Here is an 18126-nt window from a genome sequence, read left to right as displayed (position 1 = left end):
GATAGTGTCCCGGTCATGATCTACTCGGAGTCGTCTGCCGAAACGCGTCCCAGTCGGACGTAGTGGCGGTCCTCGTAGGCGTTCTGCCCGCTCGGGAGGATGGTGAACAGGTACGTCCGCCCGGCCGGCACGTCGAAGATGAGAGTCCGGTTGACGGTCTCGCCGGGCGGGACGTGGATCGCCTGGTCTCCGGAGACGAAACCGGGGGCGGGGTACCGCCTGTCGCCCTCGATCTCTCCGGTTCTCGGACTCGGGTTGTAGCTCGCGTTCCCGCCGTCCGCGACGACGGCGAGGTCCAACCCGTTGAGCGTGGCGGGGTCCTCGTCGACGTTCGTGACCCGGGTGGTGACGACGAGATATCGCCCCCGATCCGCCGGTTCCTGTCGGCTGCTGTTGATCCAGAGATAGCGTGTCGTCGCGACATCGGTGACGGTCATCTCGACTTCGCTGCCTTCGGTCGTCACGACGAACCGTTCGGTCACGTCGTGCGTCACCGCCGTCTGGTCGAACAGTTCGTCCTGCTGGAGCGCGAACACGCTCACGGCACTGACGGCGGCGAGCAGGACCACGCCCGCGACGACGGCACGCCCCGGGTCGACGTCCAACTGCTCCGTGAGCCGTCGCCGCAACGGCGGAATCGCGACGGCGGCGCCGAGCAACGCCAGCAGACCGCCGACCGGCACCCGGACCATCGCCAGACCGCCGATGACGAGTAACAGGAGGCCGGTCGCCCAGGCCGCGAGCCAGCCGACCGGTATCTCGATGGTGACACGGCGCCGGACCGGCGGCAGCAGGAACAACCCCCCGAGCAGGATCGGGATGCCCAGCGGGGGCGCGATGAGCAGCACGAGCCCCAGCAGCGTCATCAGGACGCCCAGCGCCCACTCGATGACCGTCTTGACGTTCACAGACACGCCCTCATGCCGCCCCTCCGTAGTAAAAATCTTTGATTGAAATGCGCATTACTGCTAGAATAATCAAATTAATAACCGATATCGCCCGTAATATTGACCGATATTCCGGTCGTGGATGGACGTGTGCGAGTAGCCGCCCATCGTCGGACATCACGTTACCGATTCAGCAACACCGGACAGTGCCGCCGTCGACGTTGGTCCGAGCGGTCGCGTCGCGCGCGATAGCTGGGAGTGCCGCCATGTCCGCCGCCCGTCAGTCAATCGCGCTCGGCGCGGTCGTGGAAGTCCGCGACGGTCTCGACGAGGGTGTGCCGCGGTGCCTCCAGCTGAGCGAAGTGCGTGCCGCCGGCGAGTTCGGTGTAGGTCCGGTCGTCGGCCCCGAGCGCGTCGAACAGCCCGAGCGCGTCGGCCCGTGTCGAGGCCGTGTCGAGCGAACCACGGACCACGAGCGTCGGGGTGTCGATGGCGGCCGCATCGTACGGGGCCTCGTCGATGGCGGCGGTCAGGTCGGCGAGCGTCCCGTTGGGCGCCCTGATCTCGTCGTCGCCGACGCGCTGGCCCGAGGAGACGACCGCCTCCCAGAACGCGTCGAAGGCGTCGTCGGGAACCCCCTCGTCGGAGCGCTGGGCCGCCCACCGCTCGCGGGCCTCGGCGCGCGTGACCGTCCGGTAGGCCCGCGGCGGGTCGCCGGGCCCGAACCGCTCGCGGTGTGACTCCGGCGGCCGGTAGACCGGCGCGTACTGGACCAGCGAGTCGACCGTCGCGTCGCCGTCGGTCAGCAGGTGGCCGGCGACGATGGTTCCCCACGAGTAGCCGACGAGGTGGACGCGGTCGTAGTCCGGGAGGTCGGCGAGCGCCGCGGCGGCGTCCTCGGCGGCCGTCGCCGCACGGGCGACCGGGTCGTGCTCGTCGGCGGGCGCGTCGAGTTCGGCCGGCGCCGCCGAGTCGCCGTAGCCACGGAGGTCGACGGCGTAGGCCGCCCGGCCCGAGGCGGCGACGGCGTCCAGCCACGAGTAGCCGCCGGCGTCGAACGCGCCCCGGCCGGCGTAGGTCGCGCCGTGGACGAACAGCACTGCCGTCGTCGCGTCGGCCGGGCGGCGCTCCCACCGCCGGATTCGCGTCCCGTCCGGTGCAGTCAAGTCCGCGTGGTCGAGGTCGGACATAGCTGCTCGTGGACGGGCGCGTTGAAAAAGACCGTCGCTGGTAGCGGAACCGGTGCGTTCAGGAGAGGTCCGGGACGAGGGGCGAGTCGCCTACGAGCGCTTCCGCGGAGTGTTCGCGCTGGCCGCCGTCCGCGCGGATGGCGGGCTGGGTGGCAGTGGACTCGCTCGAAACTTCGGGCACGGTCGGTGCGGTCACCTCGTCTCGCATCGTACTTCGGACGTTGGCGGCCACCCACATAAACCTCATGATCTATCACCACATTACCGGCAACGTTTGCTGACGGTCGGGTCGGCCACCGAACTGGTGGCAGGCTTCGGGTCCCCGAAACGGCCCGAATCTTCAAGCACGCGAGGGGAGAGTGGACGAGCGATGCGTACGGACTACGACACGCTCGTCGACGACATCGCGGCCAGGGCGGACATCGGGAACCTGGCGAGCGCCGAGCGGGCGGCCATCGAGACGCTGGTCACGCTGGGCGAGTGCGTTTCGACCGACGAAGCCGCCGCCCTCGGGGTGTGTCTGCCCGGCGCGCTCGGCGACGCGGTCACGGAACGGCCCGACTCGCGGGACGGAATCACCGCCGAGGGGTTCGTCGAACTGGTCGCCGAGCGGGAGGGGATCGGCGTCGACGAGGCCGACGCAGTCCGGCACGTCCGAGCCGTCGTGGCGTCGGTCGCCGCCCACGGCGGCCACGACGAACTGCAACGGGCCCGCCGGGAGCTACCGGAGGGGTTCGCGCCGCTTTTCGAGACCGCCGAGTTCGCCAACTGAGGCGGTCGGGAAAACGCCACACTGCGTCGCCTGATGGAGGGTAACACAGTTATACCTGGCACCGGAACCCTCGCCTAGACCACCAGTGAGCGCGGCGACAGACATCATCGTTCTGGTCGTCACCATCCTCGGCCTCGGCGTCATCGCGCAGGTGCTCGCGGACAAGCTCTCCGTGCCGAGCGTCCTGTTTCTCATCCTCGCGGGCGTCGCCGTCGGCCCGGAGGGGGTCGGCGTCATCGACCCGGCGCTGTTCGGCGACGCCCTCCCCGCTATCGTCGGCCTCAGCGTCGCGATCATCGTCTTCGAGGGGGCCTTCCACCTCCACGTCGACCGGCTCCGGGAGGCCCCCTCGGAAGCGCTCCGGCTCGTGACCGCCGGGGCGGCGATCTCGCTTCTCGGGACGGCCGTCGTCGTCCGGTACGCCCTCGCGACGAGCTGGGGGCTGGCCTTCCTGGTCGGCGCCCTGCTCGTCGCGACGGGCCCGACGGTCATCACGCCGATCATGAGCGTGGTCCCGGTCCGGGAGCGGGTCGCGGCCGCGCTCGAAACCGAGGGCGTCGGCAACGACGTGACCGCCGCCATCCTCGCCATCGTCACCTTCGAGTACGTCGTACTGGAGAACAGGGGGCTCGCCACCCTCGCCGCCGAGTTCGCGCTCCGATTCGGCATCGGTATCGGCGTCGGCATCGCCGTGGCCGGCGTCGTCTGGTACGTGCTGCGTCGCGTCGACCTGTCGGCGGAGAACGCGCCACAGAACGCGCGGCTCGTCGTCCTCCTCGCGGCGCTGGTCGCCTACGGCGTGGCGGAAGTCATCGGGGCCCGGGTCGACGCCGCCGAGGCCGGCATCGCCGCGGCCGCGACCGCCGGTTTCGCCCTCGGCAACGCCGAAATCCCGTACCGCGAGGAGATAGAGCGGTTCGGGGGCGACATCACCCTGCTCGTGCTCGCGTTCGTCTTCATCACGCTCGCCGCGCTGCTGTCGATCCGCGACCTCCTCGCGCTCGGATTCGGCGGCCTGCTCGTCGTCGTCGTCGTCGCCGGCGTCGTGCGCCCGCTTCTCGTGCTGGTATGTACGGCCGGCGAGCGGTTCACGTTCCGTGAACGGCTGTTCATCGGCGCCATCGGGCCACGGGGAATCATCCCCGCGAGCGTGGCGACGCTGTTCGCCCTCGAACTCCAGGCCACGGACCCGCGGGCCGCCTCGGTGCTGGCCGGGACGGTGTTCCTCGTCATCCTCGTGACCGTCGTCGTCCAGGGCGGATTCGCACGACATATTGCGGAGGCACTGGACGTGATACCCATGCGCGTCATCGTCATCGGCGGCGGCCGTGTCGGGCGATCCCTCGCCGAGCGCCTCGAAGACCGCGGGGAGGAGGTCGTCCTCGTCGAGCACGACAGCCGGACGGTCGAGGAGGCCCGACAGGAGGGGTTCACGGTCAAACACGGGGACGGGACCGACGTGGACGTGCTCAAGGCCGCGGGCGCGGCCAACGCGAAGGTCATCGCCGCCGCCACCGCCGACGACGACGTGAACCTGCTGGTCGCCCAGCTGGCGAAGAACCGCTTCGACGTCGAGACGGTCATCTCCCGCGTGGACGAGCGGGCCAACATCGACGCCTTCGAGGACCTGAACGTCGAGGTCGTCCCGACCGGGATGTCCGTCGCCTGGTCGATGGACAACTTCATCGAGCGCCCGGGAATCTCCCACTGGATGACCGAGCGCGACCGGCTCGGCGACGTCCAGGAGGTCGAACTGACCGCCGAGAGCGTCGTCGGGATGTCCGTCGCCGAGCTCGGCGACGAACTCGCGGACGGCTGTTACATCGCGCTCATCAGCCGCGACGGCGAGAACCGCGTCCCCCGCGCCGCCGACGTGTTCGAGAAGGGCGACCACATCACCTTCATCGGCCGGACGGAAGCCGTCCGGGACGCCATCGCCCGCTGTCGGCCGGAGTGAGCGCAGCGGAACGCGGACGGCCGCCCCTTCACACCAGCTGGATCGTGTTCCCGTTCCGGGTGATGTGCAGGTCCCGGCCCACCTTGTATCCCTGGTTGCTCGCGAGGTCCACGTATCCCGAAAAGCCGCTCATGTCCTGATGAGCGGGGATGACGTGCTGGGGCTGGAGGGCGTCGAGCATCTCGTAGTGGCCCTCCTGACGGAGGTGGCCCGAGACGTGGATGTCGTCGTAGATGCGGGCGCCCTGCATCCCGAGCAGTTTCTCGCTCTGGTAGCGCTGGCCCTCGTTGGTCGGCTCCGGGATGACCCGTGCCGAGAACATGACCTTGTCGCCGTCTTCCAGTTCGTAGGGCGTCTCGCCCCGGCCCATCCGCGTGAGCATCGCCCGCGGTTCGCCCTGGTGGCCCGTGACGACCGGGAGGAACTTCTCTTTGCCCTCGTTCATGATGCGCTCGAAGGCGCGGTCGACCGACTTCCGGTGACCGTACATCCCGAGGTCGTCGGGGAACGAGGCGGCGCCGATCCGGTCGGCGGTGCCGGAGTACTTCTCCATCGACCGGCCGAGCAGGACCGGTTCGCGGCCGATGTCCTCCGCGAACTCGACGAGGCTCTTGACGCGGGCGATGTGTGAGGAGAACGTGGTGGCGACGATGCCGCCGTCGTAGTCCTCGACGCTGTGCATCACGTCCTTGAGGTGGCGGCGAGCGACCGATTCCGAGGGCGTCCGGCCCTTCTTGTTCGCGTTCGTACAGTCCTCGATGTAACAGAGGACACCGTTGTCCTCGCGACCGATCTCGCGGAACCGTTTCATGTCGATGGGGTCACCGATGACCGGCGTGTGGTCCATCCGCTTGTCCAGTCCGTAGACGACGGCGCCTTCCGGCGTGTGCAGGACGGGGTTGATCGCGTCGATGATGGAGTGGGTGACGTTCACGAACTCCAGTTCCGTGCGCTCGCCGATGCTCATCGTCGACCCCGCCTCCATCTCCTGGAGGTCGTTGTCCACGTCGAACTTGCTCTCGTCCTGGACTTCCTCCTTGACGAGTTCGATGGTGAACGGGGACGCGACGATGGGTGCGTCGTATCGGTGGGCGAGCTTGCCGATGGCGCCGATGTGGTCGAGGTGGCCGTGGGTCGGCACGATGGCCTTCACGTCACCTTCGAGGTCGCTCATCACCCGGTCGTCGGGGATGGCGCCCATGTCGATCAGGTCGAGGCTGTGCATCTGTTCGGTGCGGACGTCGTCGTGGATGAGGACCTTCGAGAGGTTCAGCCCCATGTCGAAGACGACGATGTCCTCACCGGCGCGCACTGCGGTCATCTGGCGGCCGACTTCCTCGTAGCCGCCGATAGTTGCGATTTCGATTTCCATAGTTGGTCCGATCAGCAGAGTCCCAGAACTCGTCAGAGTCCGCCGGAGAGTGGAGAGGCGAACGGCAGGGGTTCGGTCGCAGGCGAGCGATTCGCAGCGAGCGAAACCCGGATTCGCGACCGCCCCGGGGACGACGCGTGTTTCGGTTACCGGAGAGTCGGTGCCACGACGTAAATACCCCGGGAATGTGAGGACGGGGCCGCTCGGCACCGCCGCCCGGCTACCAGCGGGCGAGCGCTCGCGGTCTACCGGACGAAGCCGATACCGAAGAGGGGACAGACGCCGGTCAGCGCCGTCAGGCCGCCGACGGCGAACACCCAGTCCACCCCCGCGGCGTCCATCAGGTGACATCCTCCGCGCCGTGAACGGCGCGATTCTCTCGCTGAATCAAGATAGCCGCCGAGCCCGACGAGGGACCTCGGCCGTACCGGGCGGACAGCCTGCCCGACATGCGATGTGACGATCAGAGCGGGCAATCAAGCCGCTCGTTTCCGGGCGGGCCGTCGGGTCGGGCGGCGTGTGTCCCGGGACCGCGGCCGGATTTTTGTGTGAAGAAATGTGAGTGGCACACATGGAGTTCAGTGTCGTCCAGGGCGACATCGCGGCACAGAGCGCGGACGCGCTGGTGAACGCCGCGGGCACGAGCCTCCGGATGGGGAGCGGCGTGGCCGGGTCACTGCGCCGGAACGCCGGCGGCCCGATCAACGAGGACGCGATGGAGGAGGGGCCGGTCGACCTCGGTGAGGTGGCGGTCACCGACGCCTACGAACTGAACGCCGAGTACGTGATCCACGCGGCGGCGATGCCCCACTACGGCGACGGCCGCGCGACCGAGGAGAGTATCGGGGACGCGACGCGTAACGCCCTCGAACGGGCCGAAGAACTGGGCTGTGCGTCGCTCGTGATCCCCGTCCTCGGGACCGGTGCGGCGGGGTTTTCCTTCACCGCCGGCGCGCGGGCCGTCTGTGAGGAGATCGCCGCCTACGACGCCGACACGCTCCGCGACGTTCGCGTGATCGCCTACTCGGAGCGGGAGGCAGGAGAACTCGAACGGATCGCCGACGGGGTGCGGTGACTAGTCGAGCCGGAAGGTCTCGGTGTTGCGCGGCGCGTGGGTGCGGACGTTGAACTCCTGGTACAGCGCCGAGGAGAACTGGTCAGTCGCGGTCTCGTCGCCGTGGACACAGAGGACCTTCTCGGGTCGGGGGTTCATCGTCCCGACGAAGTCCTCCAGCCCGTTGCGGTCCGCGTGCCCGGAGAAGCCGCTGACGGACTCGATGCGGAACTGGAGGTTCAGGCGGTCGGTGCCGCCGCGGCCGTCGTCGAGCGTGATCTCCCGCCGGCCGTTCTGGATCTTGTTCCCGAGCGTCCCCTCGGCCTGGTAGCCGACGAACACCAGCGCGTTCTCCGGGTCGTGCGCCAGCAGTTCGAGCCACGAGAGGATGGGGCCGCCGTTGACCATCCCCGCCGTCGAGAGGATGATACAGGGTTCGTCGTCGGCGATGTCCTGGCGCATCTCCTCGCCGCCGTCGACCTGCTGGAACTGCTCGGCGAGGAAGGGGTTCTGGTCCTCGTAGAGGATGCGCTGTTCGAGGCCGTCCCGGAGGAACTCGGGATAGGCGGTGTGGATGGCCGTCGCCTCGCGGATCATCCCGTCGAGGTAGATCGGCATCGTCGGCAGGTCCCCCTCGCGCATCGCCTCCTCCAGGACGAGCATCATTTCCTGTGAGCGGCCAACGGCGAACGCGGGGATGACGACTTTCCCGCCGTCCTCGTAGGTCTCGGAGATGATCCTCCTGAGGTTGCGCTCGCTGTCGGCCTGGTCGGTCTGGTAGTCCCCGTTGCGCCCGTAGGTCGACTCCATCACCAGCGTCTCGACGCGCGGGAAGTCGTTCTCGGCCCCGTTGAACAGCCGCGTGTCCGTGTAGTGAACGTCGCCGGAGAAGACGACGTTGTGGAAGCCACTGCCGATGTGGAAGTGCGAGACCGCGCTCCCGAGGATGTGGCCGGCGTTGTGCATGGTCAGTTTGACGTCGGGCGCGATGTCGGTCACGTCGCCGTAGTCCACGGGGATGGTGTGTTTGAGCGTCTCCCGGACCATCTCCGAGTCGTAGGGCGGCGTCCGGCCCTGTTTGGCGGCCACGTCGAGGTAGTCGAGCTGGAGCAGGCCCATCAGGTCCCGGGTCGGCGCGGTCGTGTAGATCGGGCCGTCGTAGCCGTACTTGAACAGGAGGGGGACGAGCGCCGAGTGGTCGAGGTGCGCGTGGGTCAACACGACCGCGTCGAGGTCGGCGATGGGGTTGGCCTCCGGCAACTGGAGGTAGGGCACTTCGCCCTCCGCGCCGGGTTTGTCGCCACAGTCGATCAGCACCCGCGTGTTCGGCGTCGCGAGGATGAAGCTCGCGCGGCCGACCTCGCGACAGCACCCGAGGGTCGTGATGCGGACCCACTCCGGTTCGTCGACGTCGGTCCGGTAGATGTCCTCGCCGACCCGTTCGAGGAAGTCCCGGCGGTCGGCCCGTTCCTGGACGAGGAAGTTCCGGATGTTCGTGACCGTCGAGGACTCGATGGGCGGCGTCCGGAGCACCTCCGGCGTCCACCCCGTCCGTTCGGTGATCTCGTCGAGTTTGCTCGCCCGCCGGCCGATGACGAGGCCGGGCTTTTCCGCCTCGATGAGGACTTCGCCGGTCTCGGGGTAGAACTCCAGGTTCGTGACGCCGGCGTCGTCGGAGACGAGGTCGGTGAGGCGGTCACGAGCCTCGTTCCGGTCCAGCCGGCTCTCGCTGGTCGGTCGCACGGTGATACGTTTGCGGAGCGTACTCGCCAGCCGGCCGATGAGGCCATCGGCCTCGGCGAACTTCCGGGGCGTGTCCGTGTAGATGATGAGCCGGGGGCCCTCGTAGGTGACCCGCGCGACGGAGAAGTCGTCGGGCAGTTCGTCGGTGATCCGGTCGTGAAGGTCCGCGTAGTCTGATTCGTTCGTTGTCATAACATATCGTGGGTTACCGCTCGTCGCCGATGGACTCGACACGCCGTCGCGCCGTCCCGCACTTCCGGGCGGCCGTCGAGCGAGGGTCGCTGGTGGTGTCGGTCGTGCGTGGAGTCATCGTCTCGGGACCGCGTCTCCTGCTTCGGGAACCGCCATCGCCGGGAGAAGCGAAGCGTGATAACGCGAGCGCAGGCCAGGTCCGAACCGCCGCGCGGCGTCCGCTGCCGCGCTCTCCGTGTCGTACTGGACCGCTTGCCTCCCGTTCGGCCAGCCGTCGGCTTAAGTATTGGGTTCCGGCGCACCGGCACGAACGGTTCGACCAGAACTGCGGAGTGCAAGCGCCGTTCGGACGGCGTGCCCTCGCCGACGAGGGCGGCGAGGGGCAAAGCCAGAGGGACCCGCTGATCGCGTCGGCGCCGCCTGCAGCGTGTCCCCGGCCATCGGAGGTGCTACGTTCGTGTTCATTCGCTGCCCGAGACGGAGGGGTCGGTCGCACGCTCCGTCACGGTCACTTCCCCCGAGAGCGACTGTGCGGACGGGGGAGCCAGCGTAATGCCGTCCTCGTCGAACCGTCGTTTCACCAGTCGGCGGAAGTCGGAGTGGATCGTCGGTATCTCTCTGTTTCTCGGGTCGTCGGTCCAAAACTCCGCCTGTATCGTGATCGCGTTCTCCCCGAGATCGACGATACGTGTACTCGGCGCTGGCTCACCGAGGACCTGTTCGAGGCTCGTGGCGATCTGTTGTAGTTTCAGCAGGGCTCGCTCGGTGTCCTCGTCGTAGGCGACGTACACCTGTTCCGTCATTCGATACCTGTCCCGGCCGTAGGGCCGGGTGATCGCGTTCGTCGTGAGTTCCGTGTTGGGGACCGAGATCGTTTCGTGGTTCGGAGTCCGGATGCGGGTGACGCGGAAGTCGACTGCCTCGATGGTCCCCTCGCCACCAGGCCACTCGATCCAGTCGCCGACGTTGAAGTCCGGATCGGCGACGAGAAACATCCCGCTGATGAGCGAGCCGAACACCTGCTGCCCGGCGATCCCGAACGCGAACGTGATAGCCGCGATGATGACCGCCGATCCGGAGAATATCCCGCCGTAGCCGGCGGCGATGATGCCCGTGAGGATCGCGAACCCGATCAGAACGACCCGAAGGTACGTCTCCGTCGCCGTCTCGATCGTGGGATTGTTGCGATTGCGCGATCTGACGACACGGGTCGCAAGCGGAACGAGAACGACGCGGCTGACGAGATAGACGATCCCGAATCCCACGGTGAACCACAGCAGTTCCGACAGCACCTGGTCGTAGGCCGAGAGGACGTCTGGTAGCCATTGTGGAGGGGAGACCTGGCCGATCATACGTCCGGTTGGAACACGTACCGTCAAAAATCCCGACTCTCGACCGGCCGGCTCCGCCCGCTCTCACTCTCTCCCACCCGAAACGACCGCCGGAGAGCGCGGTCTCGGCGACGGGACTCCCTGTCAGAAACAGCGTGGCAGCGACAGAACGCGTCCACAGCAGTTGGTGGTCGGAGGTCCTGGGACGAGCGGCCCCCTAGTTTATTCGCTCTCCCGGTGTATCTGGTCCATGCTCTCGCGCATTCTCGTCCCGGTAGACGACTCGGAGATGGCACGGCGAGCGCTCGAGTATGCCCTCGAGAACCACCCCGATGCGGAGATCACGGTCATGCACGTCGTCGGTGAGCCGTCACCGTGGGGGGCAGCAGCCACGTCGATCGCCCTCGAGGACGATATCGAAGAAGCCGCCGAGGAGCGCGCCGCGGAGGTCTTCGCTGATGCCCAGGAACTCGCTGCCGAGTACGACGTCGAGATTTCCACCGAGGTTCGACTGGGCGATCCATCCCGAGCGATTCTGAACAGAACCGACGACTTCGATGCCGTCGTCATCGGGAGTCACGGCGGTTCGCTGGCCGATCGGCTGGTCGTCGGGAACGTCGCACAGAAGGTGTTCCGACGGTCGCCCGTTCCGGTAATCGTCGCTCGGTGAGTGGCGGCCGGCCGCTCGGCGACGGACCGGGGACTCGTCTTCCGCCGCGCGAACAGTGGCCGAGCCTTCGAACCCGCCGAGACCGCACGACCCTCGATTACAGGACCGTGAGTACGGCACGCCCCCGGCCGAGTGGTCACAGCAATCAGTTCGCTTCGGGCCTTCATTAAATGGTTTTAGTAGGTGGAGCGAGACGTAGGGGCATGAACACACGACAATCGAGTAGCCGTGGCCTCCAGCCCCGCCGATGGTAAACGTCGCGCTCTCGCTGGCTCAGGTCGTCGTTGCGCTGGTCCTCGTGGTGCTCAACGGCTTTTTCGTCGCTGCGGAGTTCGCCTTCGTACGGATACGGGGGACGTCGGTCGAACAACTCGTCGAGGAGGGGCGCCCCGGCGCGGGGACGCTCCAGGAGGTGATGGTCAATCTCGACGACTATCTCGCGACGACGCAACTGGGTATCACCATCGCCTCGCTCGGATTGGGATGGGTCGGCGAACCCGCAGTGGCGGCGCTCATCGAACCCGTACTGGAGTCGGTTCTCCCAGCGAGTCTCATCCACCTCGTCGCCTTCGCGATCGGCTTCACTATCATCACGTTCCTCCACGTCGTCTTCGGTGAACTCGCGCCGAAGACGCTCGCGATCGCCCAGACCGAGCGACTCTCCCTGTTTCTCGCCCCGCCGATGAAGATCTTCTATTACCTCCTCTACCCGGGAATCGTCGTCTTCAACGGGGCCGCCAACGGGTTCACGCGAGCACTCGGCGTGCCACCCGCTTCCGAAACGGACGAGACGCTCGGCGAGCGGGAGCTCCTTCGCGTACTGACTCGCTCCGGCGAGGAAGGGGACATCGACGTCGCGGAGGTGACGATGATCGAGCGGGTCTTCGACCTCGACGATATCGTGGTGCGGGAGGTCATGGTTCCACGGCCGGACGTGACGAGCGTCCCGGCCGATACCTCGCTCTCCGACCTCCAGTCGATCGTCCTCGAAACCGGTCATACGCGCTATCCGGTGCTCGATGCCGACGACGGCGACCAGGTGGTCGGCTTCGTCGACGTCAAGGACGTGCTCCGGGCCGAGGTAGCGGACGGGGGTGCCGAGTCGGTCGGTGACATCGCCCGCGATGTCGTCATCGTCCCCGAGACGATGGCACTGAGCGATCTCCTGCGACAGTTCCGGGAAGATCAACTGCAGATGGCCGCAGTCATCGACGAGTGGGGGGCGTTCGAGGGGATCGCGACGGTCGAAGACGTCGTCGAGGCGCTCGTCGGCGACCTCCGAGACGAATTCGATGTGGACGAGCGAGAACCCTCGATTCGCCGGCGTGACGACGACGGGTACGACATCGACGGCGGCGTCCCGCTGTCGAAGATCAACGACACGATCGCGGGAGAGTTCACGAGTGACGAGGTCGAAACGATCGGTGGGCTGGTGCTCGAACGACTCAACCGTGCACCGGAACGCGGCGATCGCGTCGAGGTCGCCGGGTACGCCGTCGAGGTGACGAGCGTCGATGGGACCCGGATTTCGACGGTCCGGGTCCACGAACGCGAGACGGATGACTCAGCAATGGACTGAGTGAGGGCGCGGAGTTTCCCGGGAGGGTTCGCTCGAGTTCCTGCCGCTGTCGGACCGGTGGTTCCGTATCGGTCCGCCTCGACCGCGCTTCTAAAGTCCGAATAGCGCAGGAGTGGCGTCGACGGGCGGCGAGGGCGTGCGTTCAGTGACCGAGCGAATCCCATTGGAGCGCGTCTCGCAGCTGATTACGGACGTTTCAATCTCGTCCGGGTAACTGCGGTTCAGGCACGAGGACACCCTCACTAACAGCAGGCTTATACCGCTCGACGGACTTCGTTTCGGTATGAGCCTCGAAGAGACAGTCGATTATCTCGCCGAGGAACTCGACCTGGAACGGAGCGAGCACGTTCGCGAGGTCGGCCAGTCGGTCGCGGAGCTTCGCGACTGATCAAAACAGTTCTCTGAAGTCCCGTTCGACGAGTCCGGTTTCTAGATAGTCAACGAATTCCCGTTTCGTCGGTCCCGAGCGCTCGACGAGTTCCGGTCGATCCGTCTGTTCGAGCACTGAGCGAGCGAACGCTGTGCAGTGTTCCTCGTGACGACTGGCGTACGTCGACAGCGCCTCCTGCCAGTGCATATCCAGCTCGAAGTCAGTGAGGCGGATCCGAATCCCGTCCTTCCGTTCGACGAGATCGACACCGAGGTCTTCGAGTCGTTGGAACCGGACGTTGTTCCGGCGAACGGTGATGAGACGCTTTGAGTCGACGATGTACGGATCGACCCACTCCTTCCATGTGTCGTCATCCAGGTGGGTCCGCGGCATCTCGAAATCCGCCACGACGCTCTCGATGCAGAACTGGAGCATCGCAATCGCAGTCCGGTGGTTCGCGTTCGGGAGCGAGTGCCGGAGGATGAGGTTCGACATGAGATCGCCAGCGACCTCCGGCAGCGGAGTGCCCCACGAGACGTGATCGAGTGCCTGCCTGATTTTCTCCGGCTCGAAGTCCTTGTAGAGACGGAATTCGTCGTCGTCACGGACGTCCACGGCCGCTTCGAGTAACTCCACTAACCGGAAGGCGACGACTTGCCCGGCACGCGGCAGTTCGGTGATTCGATCGCGGAGCCAGTCTCTATCGTACTCCACGTCACTCGCGTTCTGAATTTCCGTCTCACTCTCGTAGAGAACGTAGACCGGCGTCTCGAACGGTTAGCCGATGAGCTTCGTCGCGTCGTCCGCCTCGTTACGACGAGCCAGAATCTCGCTGGCGGATGCGGAGCTATACGTGAGCGAGAAATTTTCTGCGTAGGGATAGTGGTAGTGGACGACGCGCTCCATCACGACACGGATACGACTCGTGTCGGTAAATACCTCGGCAGTATCGGGTCGAGTGTGACACGTCGCGAGACGAGACACTGGATAAACGGAATCGTTCGACAATCGAACGAAAGGAAGACGATAGGTGAGTTCAGAATATCCACAAACAGACCCTGAATCACTTAGTTTCCGGCGAAAACCCGTCGACGGGCGGCGAGGGCGTGCGTTCACCTGCTGAACGAATCCCATTTGAGCGCGTCTCTGGGCCGATTACGGCTACTTCAGCACGGACAGTTCCGGTGCCGAGCGAAGAACCAGTGATACGGAGGATCAGTGCGAACGGTTATAACATTACTTTCACTACTTACACGCATGTCGATCGACCGGGACACGTTCGAGAGCGCATCCGAGGAGGAACTGGCCGACCTCTCGGCGACGGACCAGGTGCTCGGCTTCCTCGGCGCGAACAGCGACCGGGCGTTCAAGGCCGCCGAAATCGCACGCCAGACCGACCTCGACAGCGGGACCGTGAGCACGGCCCTCTCCCGGTTGAAGGCCCGTGATCTCGTGGAACACAAGGCCGCCTACTGGGCGATCACCGAGAACGAGGAGCGGTTGCAGTCCTACGACGGGTACAGTCGTGCGACAGCGCTGTTCAACGAACAACTCGGCGCGGAGGACGGCGACGAGTGGGCGACACACGCGCCCGAGGAACCCCATCCGAGTCAGCAGGGGAACGAGCAGTGAGCGAGGACGAACCGATCTTCGAGCCCGGTGACGTCGTCTTCGGCGCTGACCCGTTCAAAGGCACGACCGCCGCGCGGCCGTGGCTAGTCGTCTCGAACCACGAGGGTCGGCCGTTCCACGGCGAGCAGTACATCGCGCTGACGCTCACGACGAAATCCTGGCACGACGGCCTCATCGAGATCGACCCCGACGACTGGGTTCAAGGTGGAACACCGGACGATAGCAGAATCGTGCCGTGGGGCGTCCAGTCGATCACTCACGACGACATCGACCGCTGGCAGGGACGGCTTCGACGAGAGCGGGTAGCGGAAGCCGTCGATGCCCTGCAAGAAGAATTCGATGTTTGACGGACTCTGGGAATCGTTCGATTGCTGAACGAAAGGGAATGAGAAATGAGAACGGTGAATCTACCGTATCGCCACTCAATGCCCCCATTTTCCGGCGAAAATCCGTCGACGGGCGGCGAGGGATTTGAACCCGATTGCGAGACTCACTGCGTTCGTCTCGCGTGGTTCAAATCCTCGCTGCCGGTTCACTGCACCGCTTCGCTACGCTCAGCGGTTTGTTGCACGGGCGGCGAGGGATTTGAACCCCCGACCATCTGGTCCGGAACCAGGCGTTCTGTCCGCTGAACTAGCCGCCCTCGAAAAGCAGTACAGGAGACGCGCGTATAATCGTTGTGAACCGGGACGACTCAGGGCTGTTCGCCGGTTTCGAGCGTGAAGGAGTCGGTCGGGTACGCCGTGCAGGTCAGGCAGTAGCCGTTGTCCATCTCCTCCTCGTTCAGCGTGTCGTTGTTGCTGTGTTTGATGTAGTCCTGTGCGGGGCCCTCCTCGATGTGGCCGGCACAGGAGAGACACGACCCCTCGCGGCAGGCGTAGGGCATGTCCCAACCCTTGTCCTCGCCGACGTCGAGGATGTTCTCGTTGTTCGCGATTTCGATGGTTTCGCCCTCCTTTGCGAACTCGATCTCGTAGACCTCGACCTCGTCATCGGCGATTGCGTCGGGGTCGAAGCCCTCGTCTTCGTCGCTCTCGCCGCCCTCTGCGAGTTCACCTTCGGCACCGCCGGCGACGGCGCCCGCGGGGGCGCCACCGCCGCCGATGGACCGGTTCATCGGCTCGGGGAAGTCCGTCTCCGGGAGGCTCTCCGCGCGTTTCTCGAGGACCTCCTGGGAGATGTCGTCGTTGGGCTCCCAGCCGGTGCCCGACGAGTAGTGCAGGACAACGGCGGTGAGCGTCAGCACCGCCCCGAGCGCGACACCCAGTGGATCGACCATATTCGCAGGTACGGAATACGGCGTTAATTAAGCTGTTGTTCTCCCCAGGAGCCGCGGGCGAACGCGTTCGGCAGAGCGAGGGTCGGCGACCACGGGTCACTCCTCGCGGCGTTTCACTTCGTGCCGCCCGAAGCCGTAGCGCAGGCGGTTAGCCAGCCGCCGGGAGAACCGCCCCTCGCCGTCACCCGTCCCACGGGAGTTGAATCGCTCGGCCAGCGCCGCGTAGATCAGCGGCAGCGGGACCTCCTGCTCCAGTGCCTCCTGGACGGTCCAGGTGCCCGTCGAGCCGCCGGCGACGTGGTCGGCCACGTCCCCGAGGTCGGTTCCCTCCTCGCGGAAGGCCTCCTCGCAGAGTTCCAGCAGCCACGACCGGATGACCGCGCCGTTGTTCCACGTGCGCGCGACGGCCTCGAGGTCGAGGTCGTAGCGGCCCTCGTGGAGCAGCTCGAATCCCTCGCCGTAGGCCTGCATCAGGGCGTACTCGACGCCGTTGTGGACCATCTTGACGTAGTGGCCCGACCCCGCCGGCCCCATCCGGTCGTGGCCGTCCGGCCCGGTGGCGACGGCGTCGAAGACCGGCCGCAGTTCATCGTAGGCCCACTCGGGGCCGCCGACCATCAGCGAGAAGCCCAGTTCCGCGCCGGCGGGACCGCCGGAGGTGCCACAGTCGAGATAGGCGGCGTCGGTGGATTCGGCGCGGCGGACGGAGTCCTCGAAGTGGGAGTTCCCGCCGTCGACGATCACGTCGTCCTCGTCCACCAGCCCGTCGAGTTCGTCCAGTGCGGCGTCGATGGCGTCGCCGGCGGGGACCATCAGCCAGATGCGCTTCTCCGCGCCGATGTCGTCCGCGAGGTCGGGGATGGAGTCGGCGGGAGTCGCGCCGGCGTCGGCGGCGTCCGCGACCGCGTCGTCGTCGATGTCGAACGCGGACACGTCGTGGCCCGCATCGAGGACGCGGTCGACGACGATCCGCCCCATCCGCCCGAGTCCGATTACGCCGAGGTGCATATCCGAGCCTCAGCAGGCCGGCAGGTAGGGGTTGTGGTTTCCGACGAAATCCAAACGTATCTATACCTGACAGTCGGTGCTTCCGGTACCACGAAGCAATGCGCCTCGGCCTGCGACTCCTCGGAATGGTGGTGTGTGTGCTCCTCGTCGTCGGGATGGGCGTCCACTTCGACGCCGTCGAGGACGACCACTGGCCCTACGCCAACGCGACGGCACTGGACGCGAACTACGGGGACCACGTCGGCGAGCAAACCTTCCTGTTCGGGACGGTCCAGGAGACCGACCGGGCGAACGAAACGGTCGAGATGCTCGTCGAGACGGAACGGGGCCAGCTCCCGCTGACGGTAAGCGGCGTCGACCGGGCGGTCGCGCCCGGCGGCACGCTCCAGGTGTACGGGACGATTCGGCCCGACAGGCGACTCACGGCGGAGAACGTCATCGTGGTCAACCCGGCCGGGAGCTCGACGCTCTTCAAGTACGCCGTCTCCCTGGTCGGAGTGGTGCTCGTCGCCGTCCTGTTTTTCAGACACTGGCGAATCGATCTCGACGGACTCGGGTTCGAGGCGAAATAATGGCGGAGCTACTGACACACGTCCTGGCGGCGTACGTCCTGTTGACGGTCGCGAGCTGGGGGCTCGACGGGCTGACGGCGCGCTGGATTCCCGTCGGGATGGCCGGCGCGGTCATCCCCGACCTCGTCAAGATCGACCTCGTCGTTGACGCCGAGGTGATCGAGGGGCTGCTCGGCGTGCCGTTCTCTTACACTCCGGTCAGTTCGCTCGCGGGCGTCCTCGTGATCGCGGCCGGAATCACGCTCGCGTTCACCGAAGCCCGACGGCGCGCCTTCGCCCTGCTCGTCGCCGGCGGCGCGAGTTCGCTCGCCCTGGACGGCCTGCGGATGTTCGCGGACGGGCAGGCAAGCTTCTGGCTGTATCCGATCTGGTGGCGCCCGCCGACCCCGAACCTCTACGTTACCTCCGACCCGCGCGTGACGGTCGCCGCGGTCGCCGTGAGCGCGGGCGTGTTCCTGCTGGACAGGTACGTGGTGGGGCCGGCCGGGTGAGGTGCCGGGAAGCGAAACATTATACAC

At 66.4% G+C, this 18126-nt stretch carries 17 protein-coding genes, 1 tRNA gene and 1 pseudogene; 9 read left to right on the top strand and 10 right to left on the bottom strand.

Going from position 1 to position 18126, the window contains the following annotated elements:
- Positions 1–20: 20 nt before the first annotated feature.
- The 3 genes from MUG96_RS02565 to MUG96_RS02555 form a co-directional block, all read right to left on the bottom strand.
- Positions 21–914 carry a DUF4352 domain-containing protein gene (locus MUG96_RS02565; RefSeq protein ID WP_246986211.1) on the bottom strand — a complete coding sequence of 298 codons (894 nt, stop codon included), beginning with the start codon at positions 912–914 and terminating at the stop codon, positions 21–23.
- A gap of 257 nt (positions 915–1171) precedes the next feature.
- Positions 1172–2077 carry an alpha/beta fold hydrolase gene (locus tag MUG96_RS02560; RefSeq protein WP_246986209.1) on the bottom strand — a complete coding sequence of 302 codons (906 nt, stop codon included), beginning with the start codon at positions 2075–2077 and terminating at the stop codon, positions 1172–1174.
- A gap of 58 nt (positions 2078–2135) precedes the next feature.
- Positions 2136–2285: a hypothetical protein gene (locus MUG96_RS02555; RefSeq protein ID WP_246986207.1), complete on the bottom strand. Its 150-nt coding sequence runs from the start codon at positions 2283–2285 to the stop codon at positions 2136–2138.
- Positions 2286–2447: 162 nt separating this feature from the next.
- On the opposite strand from MUG96_RS02555, the gene MUG96_RS02550 reads away from it, so the two are divergent.
- Both MUG96_RS02550 and MUG96_RS02545 read left to right on the top strand, forming a co-directional pair.
- The gene (locus MUG96_RS02550; RefSeq protein ID WP_246986205.1) at positions 2448–2849 is read left to right on the top strand and encodes a DUF2267 domain-containing protein; all 402 of its coding nucleotides are present in this window, start codon (positions 2448–2450) and stop codon (positions 2847–2849) included.
- An 85-nt stretch (positions 2850–2934) separates the two neighbouring features.
- Positions 2935–4806 (top strand): cation:proton antiporter domain-containing protein, encoded by a 1872-nt coding sequence (locus MUG96_RS02545; protein ID WP_246986203.1) that lies wholly within the window; start codon positions 2935–2937, stop codon positions 4804–4806.
- 28 nt (positions 4807–4834) lie between these two features.
- Here MUG96_RS02545 and MUG96_RS02540 read toward each other — a convergent pair whose 3' ends face one another.
- Positions 4835–6178 carry an RNase J family beta-CASP ribonuclease gene (locus MUG96_RS02540; protein ID WP_246986201.1) on the bottom strand — a complete coding sequence of 448 codons (1344 nt, stop codon included), beginning with the start codon at positions 6176–6178 and terminating at the stop codon, positions 4835–4837.
- Between the two features lie 571 nt (positions 6179–6749).
- Between MUG96_RS02540 and MUG96_RS02535 the strand changes: the two genes are divergently transcribed.
- Positions 6750–7253, top strand: a complete 504-nt coding sequence (locus MUG96_RS02535) for a macro domain-containing protein (protein WP_246986199.1) — start codon at positions 6750–6752, stop codon at positions 7251–7253.
- Here MUG96_RS02535 and MUG96_RS02530 read toward each other — a convergent pair whose 3' ends face one another.
- Both MUG96_RS02530 and MUG96_RS02525 read right to left on the bottom strand, forming a co-directional pair.
- The gene (locus MUG96_RS02530; RefSeq protein WP_246986197.1) at positions 7254–9167 is read right to left on the bottom strand and encodes a beta-CASP ribonuclease aCPSF1; all 1914 of its coding nucleotides are present in this window, start codon (positions 9165–9167) and stop codon (positions 7254–7256) included.
- A gap of 461 nt (positions 9168–9628) precedes the next feature.
- Complete coding sequence (locus tag MUG96_RS02525) at positions 9629–10519, bottom strand: mechanosensitive ion channel family protein (RefSeq protein WP_246986195.1); 891 nt, start codon at positions 10517–10519, stop codon at positions 9629–9631.
- A gap of 229 nt (positions 10520–10748) precedes the next feature.
- Here MUG96_RS02525 and MUG96_RS02520 point away from each other — a divergent pair, with 229 nt between their 5' ends.
- Together MUG96_RS02520 and MUG96_RS02515 are read left to right on the top strand one after the other, a co-directional pair.
- A complete protein-coding gene (locus tag MUG96_RS02520; protein WP_246986192.1) occupies positions 10749–11168 on the top strand; it encodes a universal stress protein in 420 nt (139 codons plus the stop codon).
- Between the two features lie 247 nt (positions 11169–11415).
- The gene (locus tag MUG96_RS02515; RefSeq protein WP_246986190.1) at positions 11416–12747 is read left to right on the top strand and encodes a hemolysin family protein; all 1332 of its coding nucleotides are present in this window, start codon (positions 11416–11418) and stop codon (positions 12745–12747) included.
- Between the two features lie 388 nt (positions 12748–13135).
- On the opposite strand, the pseudogene MUG96_RS02510 reads toward MUG96_RS02515, so the two are convergent.
- Positions 13136–14023 (bottom strand): annotated as a pseudogene (locus MUG96_RS02510) (DUF8172 family protein).
- Positions 14024–14374: 351 nt separating this feature from the next.
- On the opposite strand from MUG96_RS02510, the gene MUG96_RS02505 reads away from it, so the two are divergent.
- Positions 14375–14749, top strand: coding sequence for a MarR family transcriptional regulator (locus tag MUG96_RS02505; RefSeq protein WP_246986186.1), 375 nt, complete (start codon positions 14375–14377; stop codon positions 14747–14749).
- On the top strand, positions 14746–15096 hold the full coding sequence (locus tag MUG96_RS02500; protein WP_246986184.1) for a type II toxin-antitoxin system PemK/MazF family toxin: 351 nt from the start codon (positions 14746–14748) through the stop codon (positions 15094–15096). Before MUG96_RS02505 ends, MUG96_RS02500 begins: the two co-directional genes overlap by 4 nt.
- A gap of 223 nt (positions 15097–15319) precedes the next feature.
- Here MUG96_RS02500 and MUG96_RS02495 read toward each other — a convergent pair.
- The 3 genes from MUG96_RS02495 to MUG96_RS02485 all read right to left on the bottom strand — a co-directional run bounded on the left by MUG96_RS02495 (position 15320) and on the right by MUG96_RS02485 (position 17036).
- A tRNA-Arg gene (locus tag MUG96_RS02495) sits at positions 15320–15392 on the bottom strand.
- 51 nt (positions 15393–15443) lie between these two features.
- Positions 15444–16028, bottom strand: coding sequence for a 2Fe-2S iron-sulfur cluster-binding protein (locus MUG96_RS02490; protein ID WP_246986183.1), 585 nt, complete (start codon positions 16026–16028; stop codon positions 15444–15446).
- Positions 16029–16124: 96 nt separating this feature from the next.
- The gene (locus tag MUG96_RS02485) at positions 16125–17036 is read right to left on the bottom strand and encodes a decarboxylating 6-phosphogluconate dehydrogenase (RefSeq protein WP_246986181.1); all 912 of its coding nucleotides are present in this window, start codon (positions 17034–17036) and stop codon (positions 16125–16127) included.
- A gap of 137 nt (positions 17037–17173) precedes the next feature.
- Between MUG96_RS02485 and MUG96_RS02480 the strand changes: the two genes are divergently transcribed.
- Both MUG96_RS02480 and MUG96_RS02475 read left to right on the top strand, forming a co-directional pair.
- Positions 17174–17608: an OB-like fold-containing membrane protein gene (locus tag MUG96_RS02480; protein WP_246986178.1), complete on the top strand. Its 435-nt coding sequence runs from the start codon at positions 17174–17176 to the stop codon at positions 17606–17608.
- A complete protein-coding gene (locus MUG96_RS02475; RefSeq protein ID WP_246986177.1) occupies positions 17608–18099 on the top strand; it encodes a hypothetical protein in 492 nt (163 codons plus the stop codon). The genes MUG96_RS02480 and MUG96_RS02475 overlap by 1 nt, the downstream gene beginning before the upstream one ends.
- The last annotated feature ends 27 nt before the right edge of the window (positions 18100–18126 follow it).

The sequence above is a fragment of the Halorientalis marina genome (assembly GCF_023028345.1).
In the GTDB taxonomy this organism is placed as follows: domain Archaea; phylum Halobacteriota; class Halobacteria; order Halobacteriales; family Haloarculaceae; genus Halorientalis; species Halorientalis marina.
Note: the sequence above shows the minus strand (reverse complement) of the source record. Positions and strands in the feature narration are given on the sequence as shown.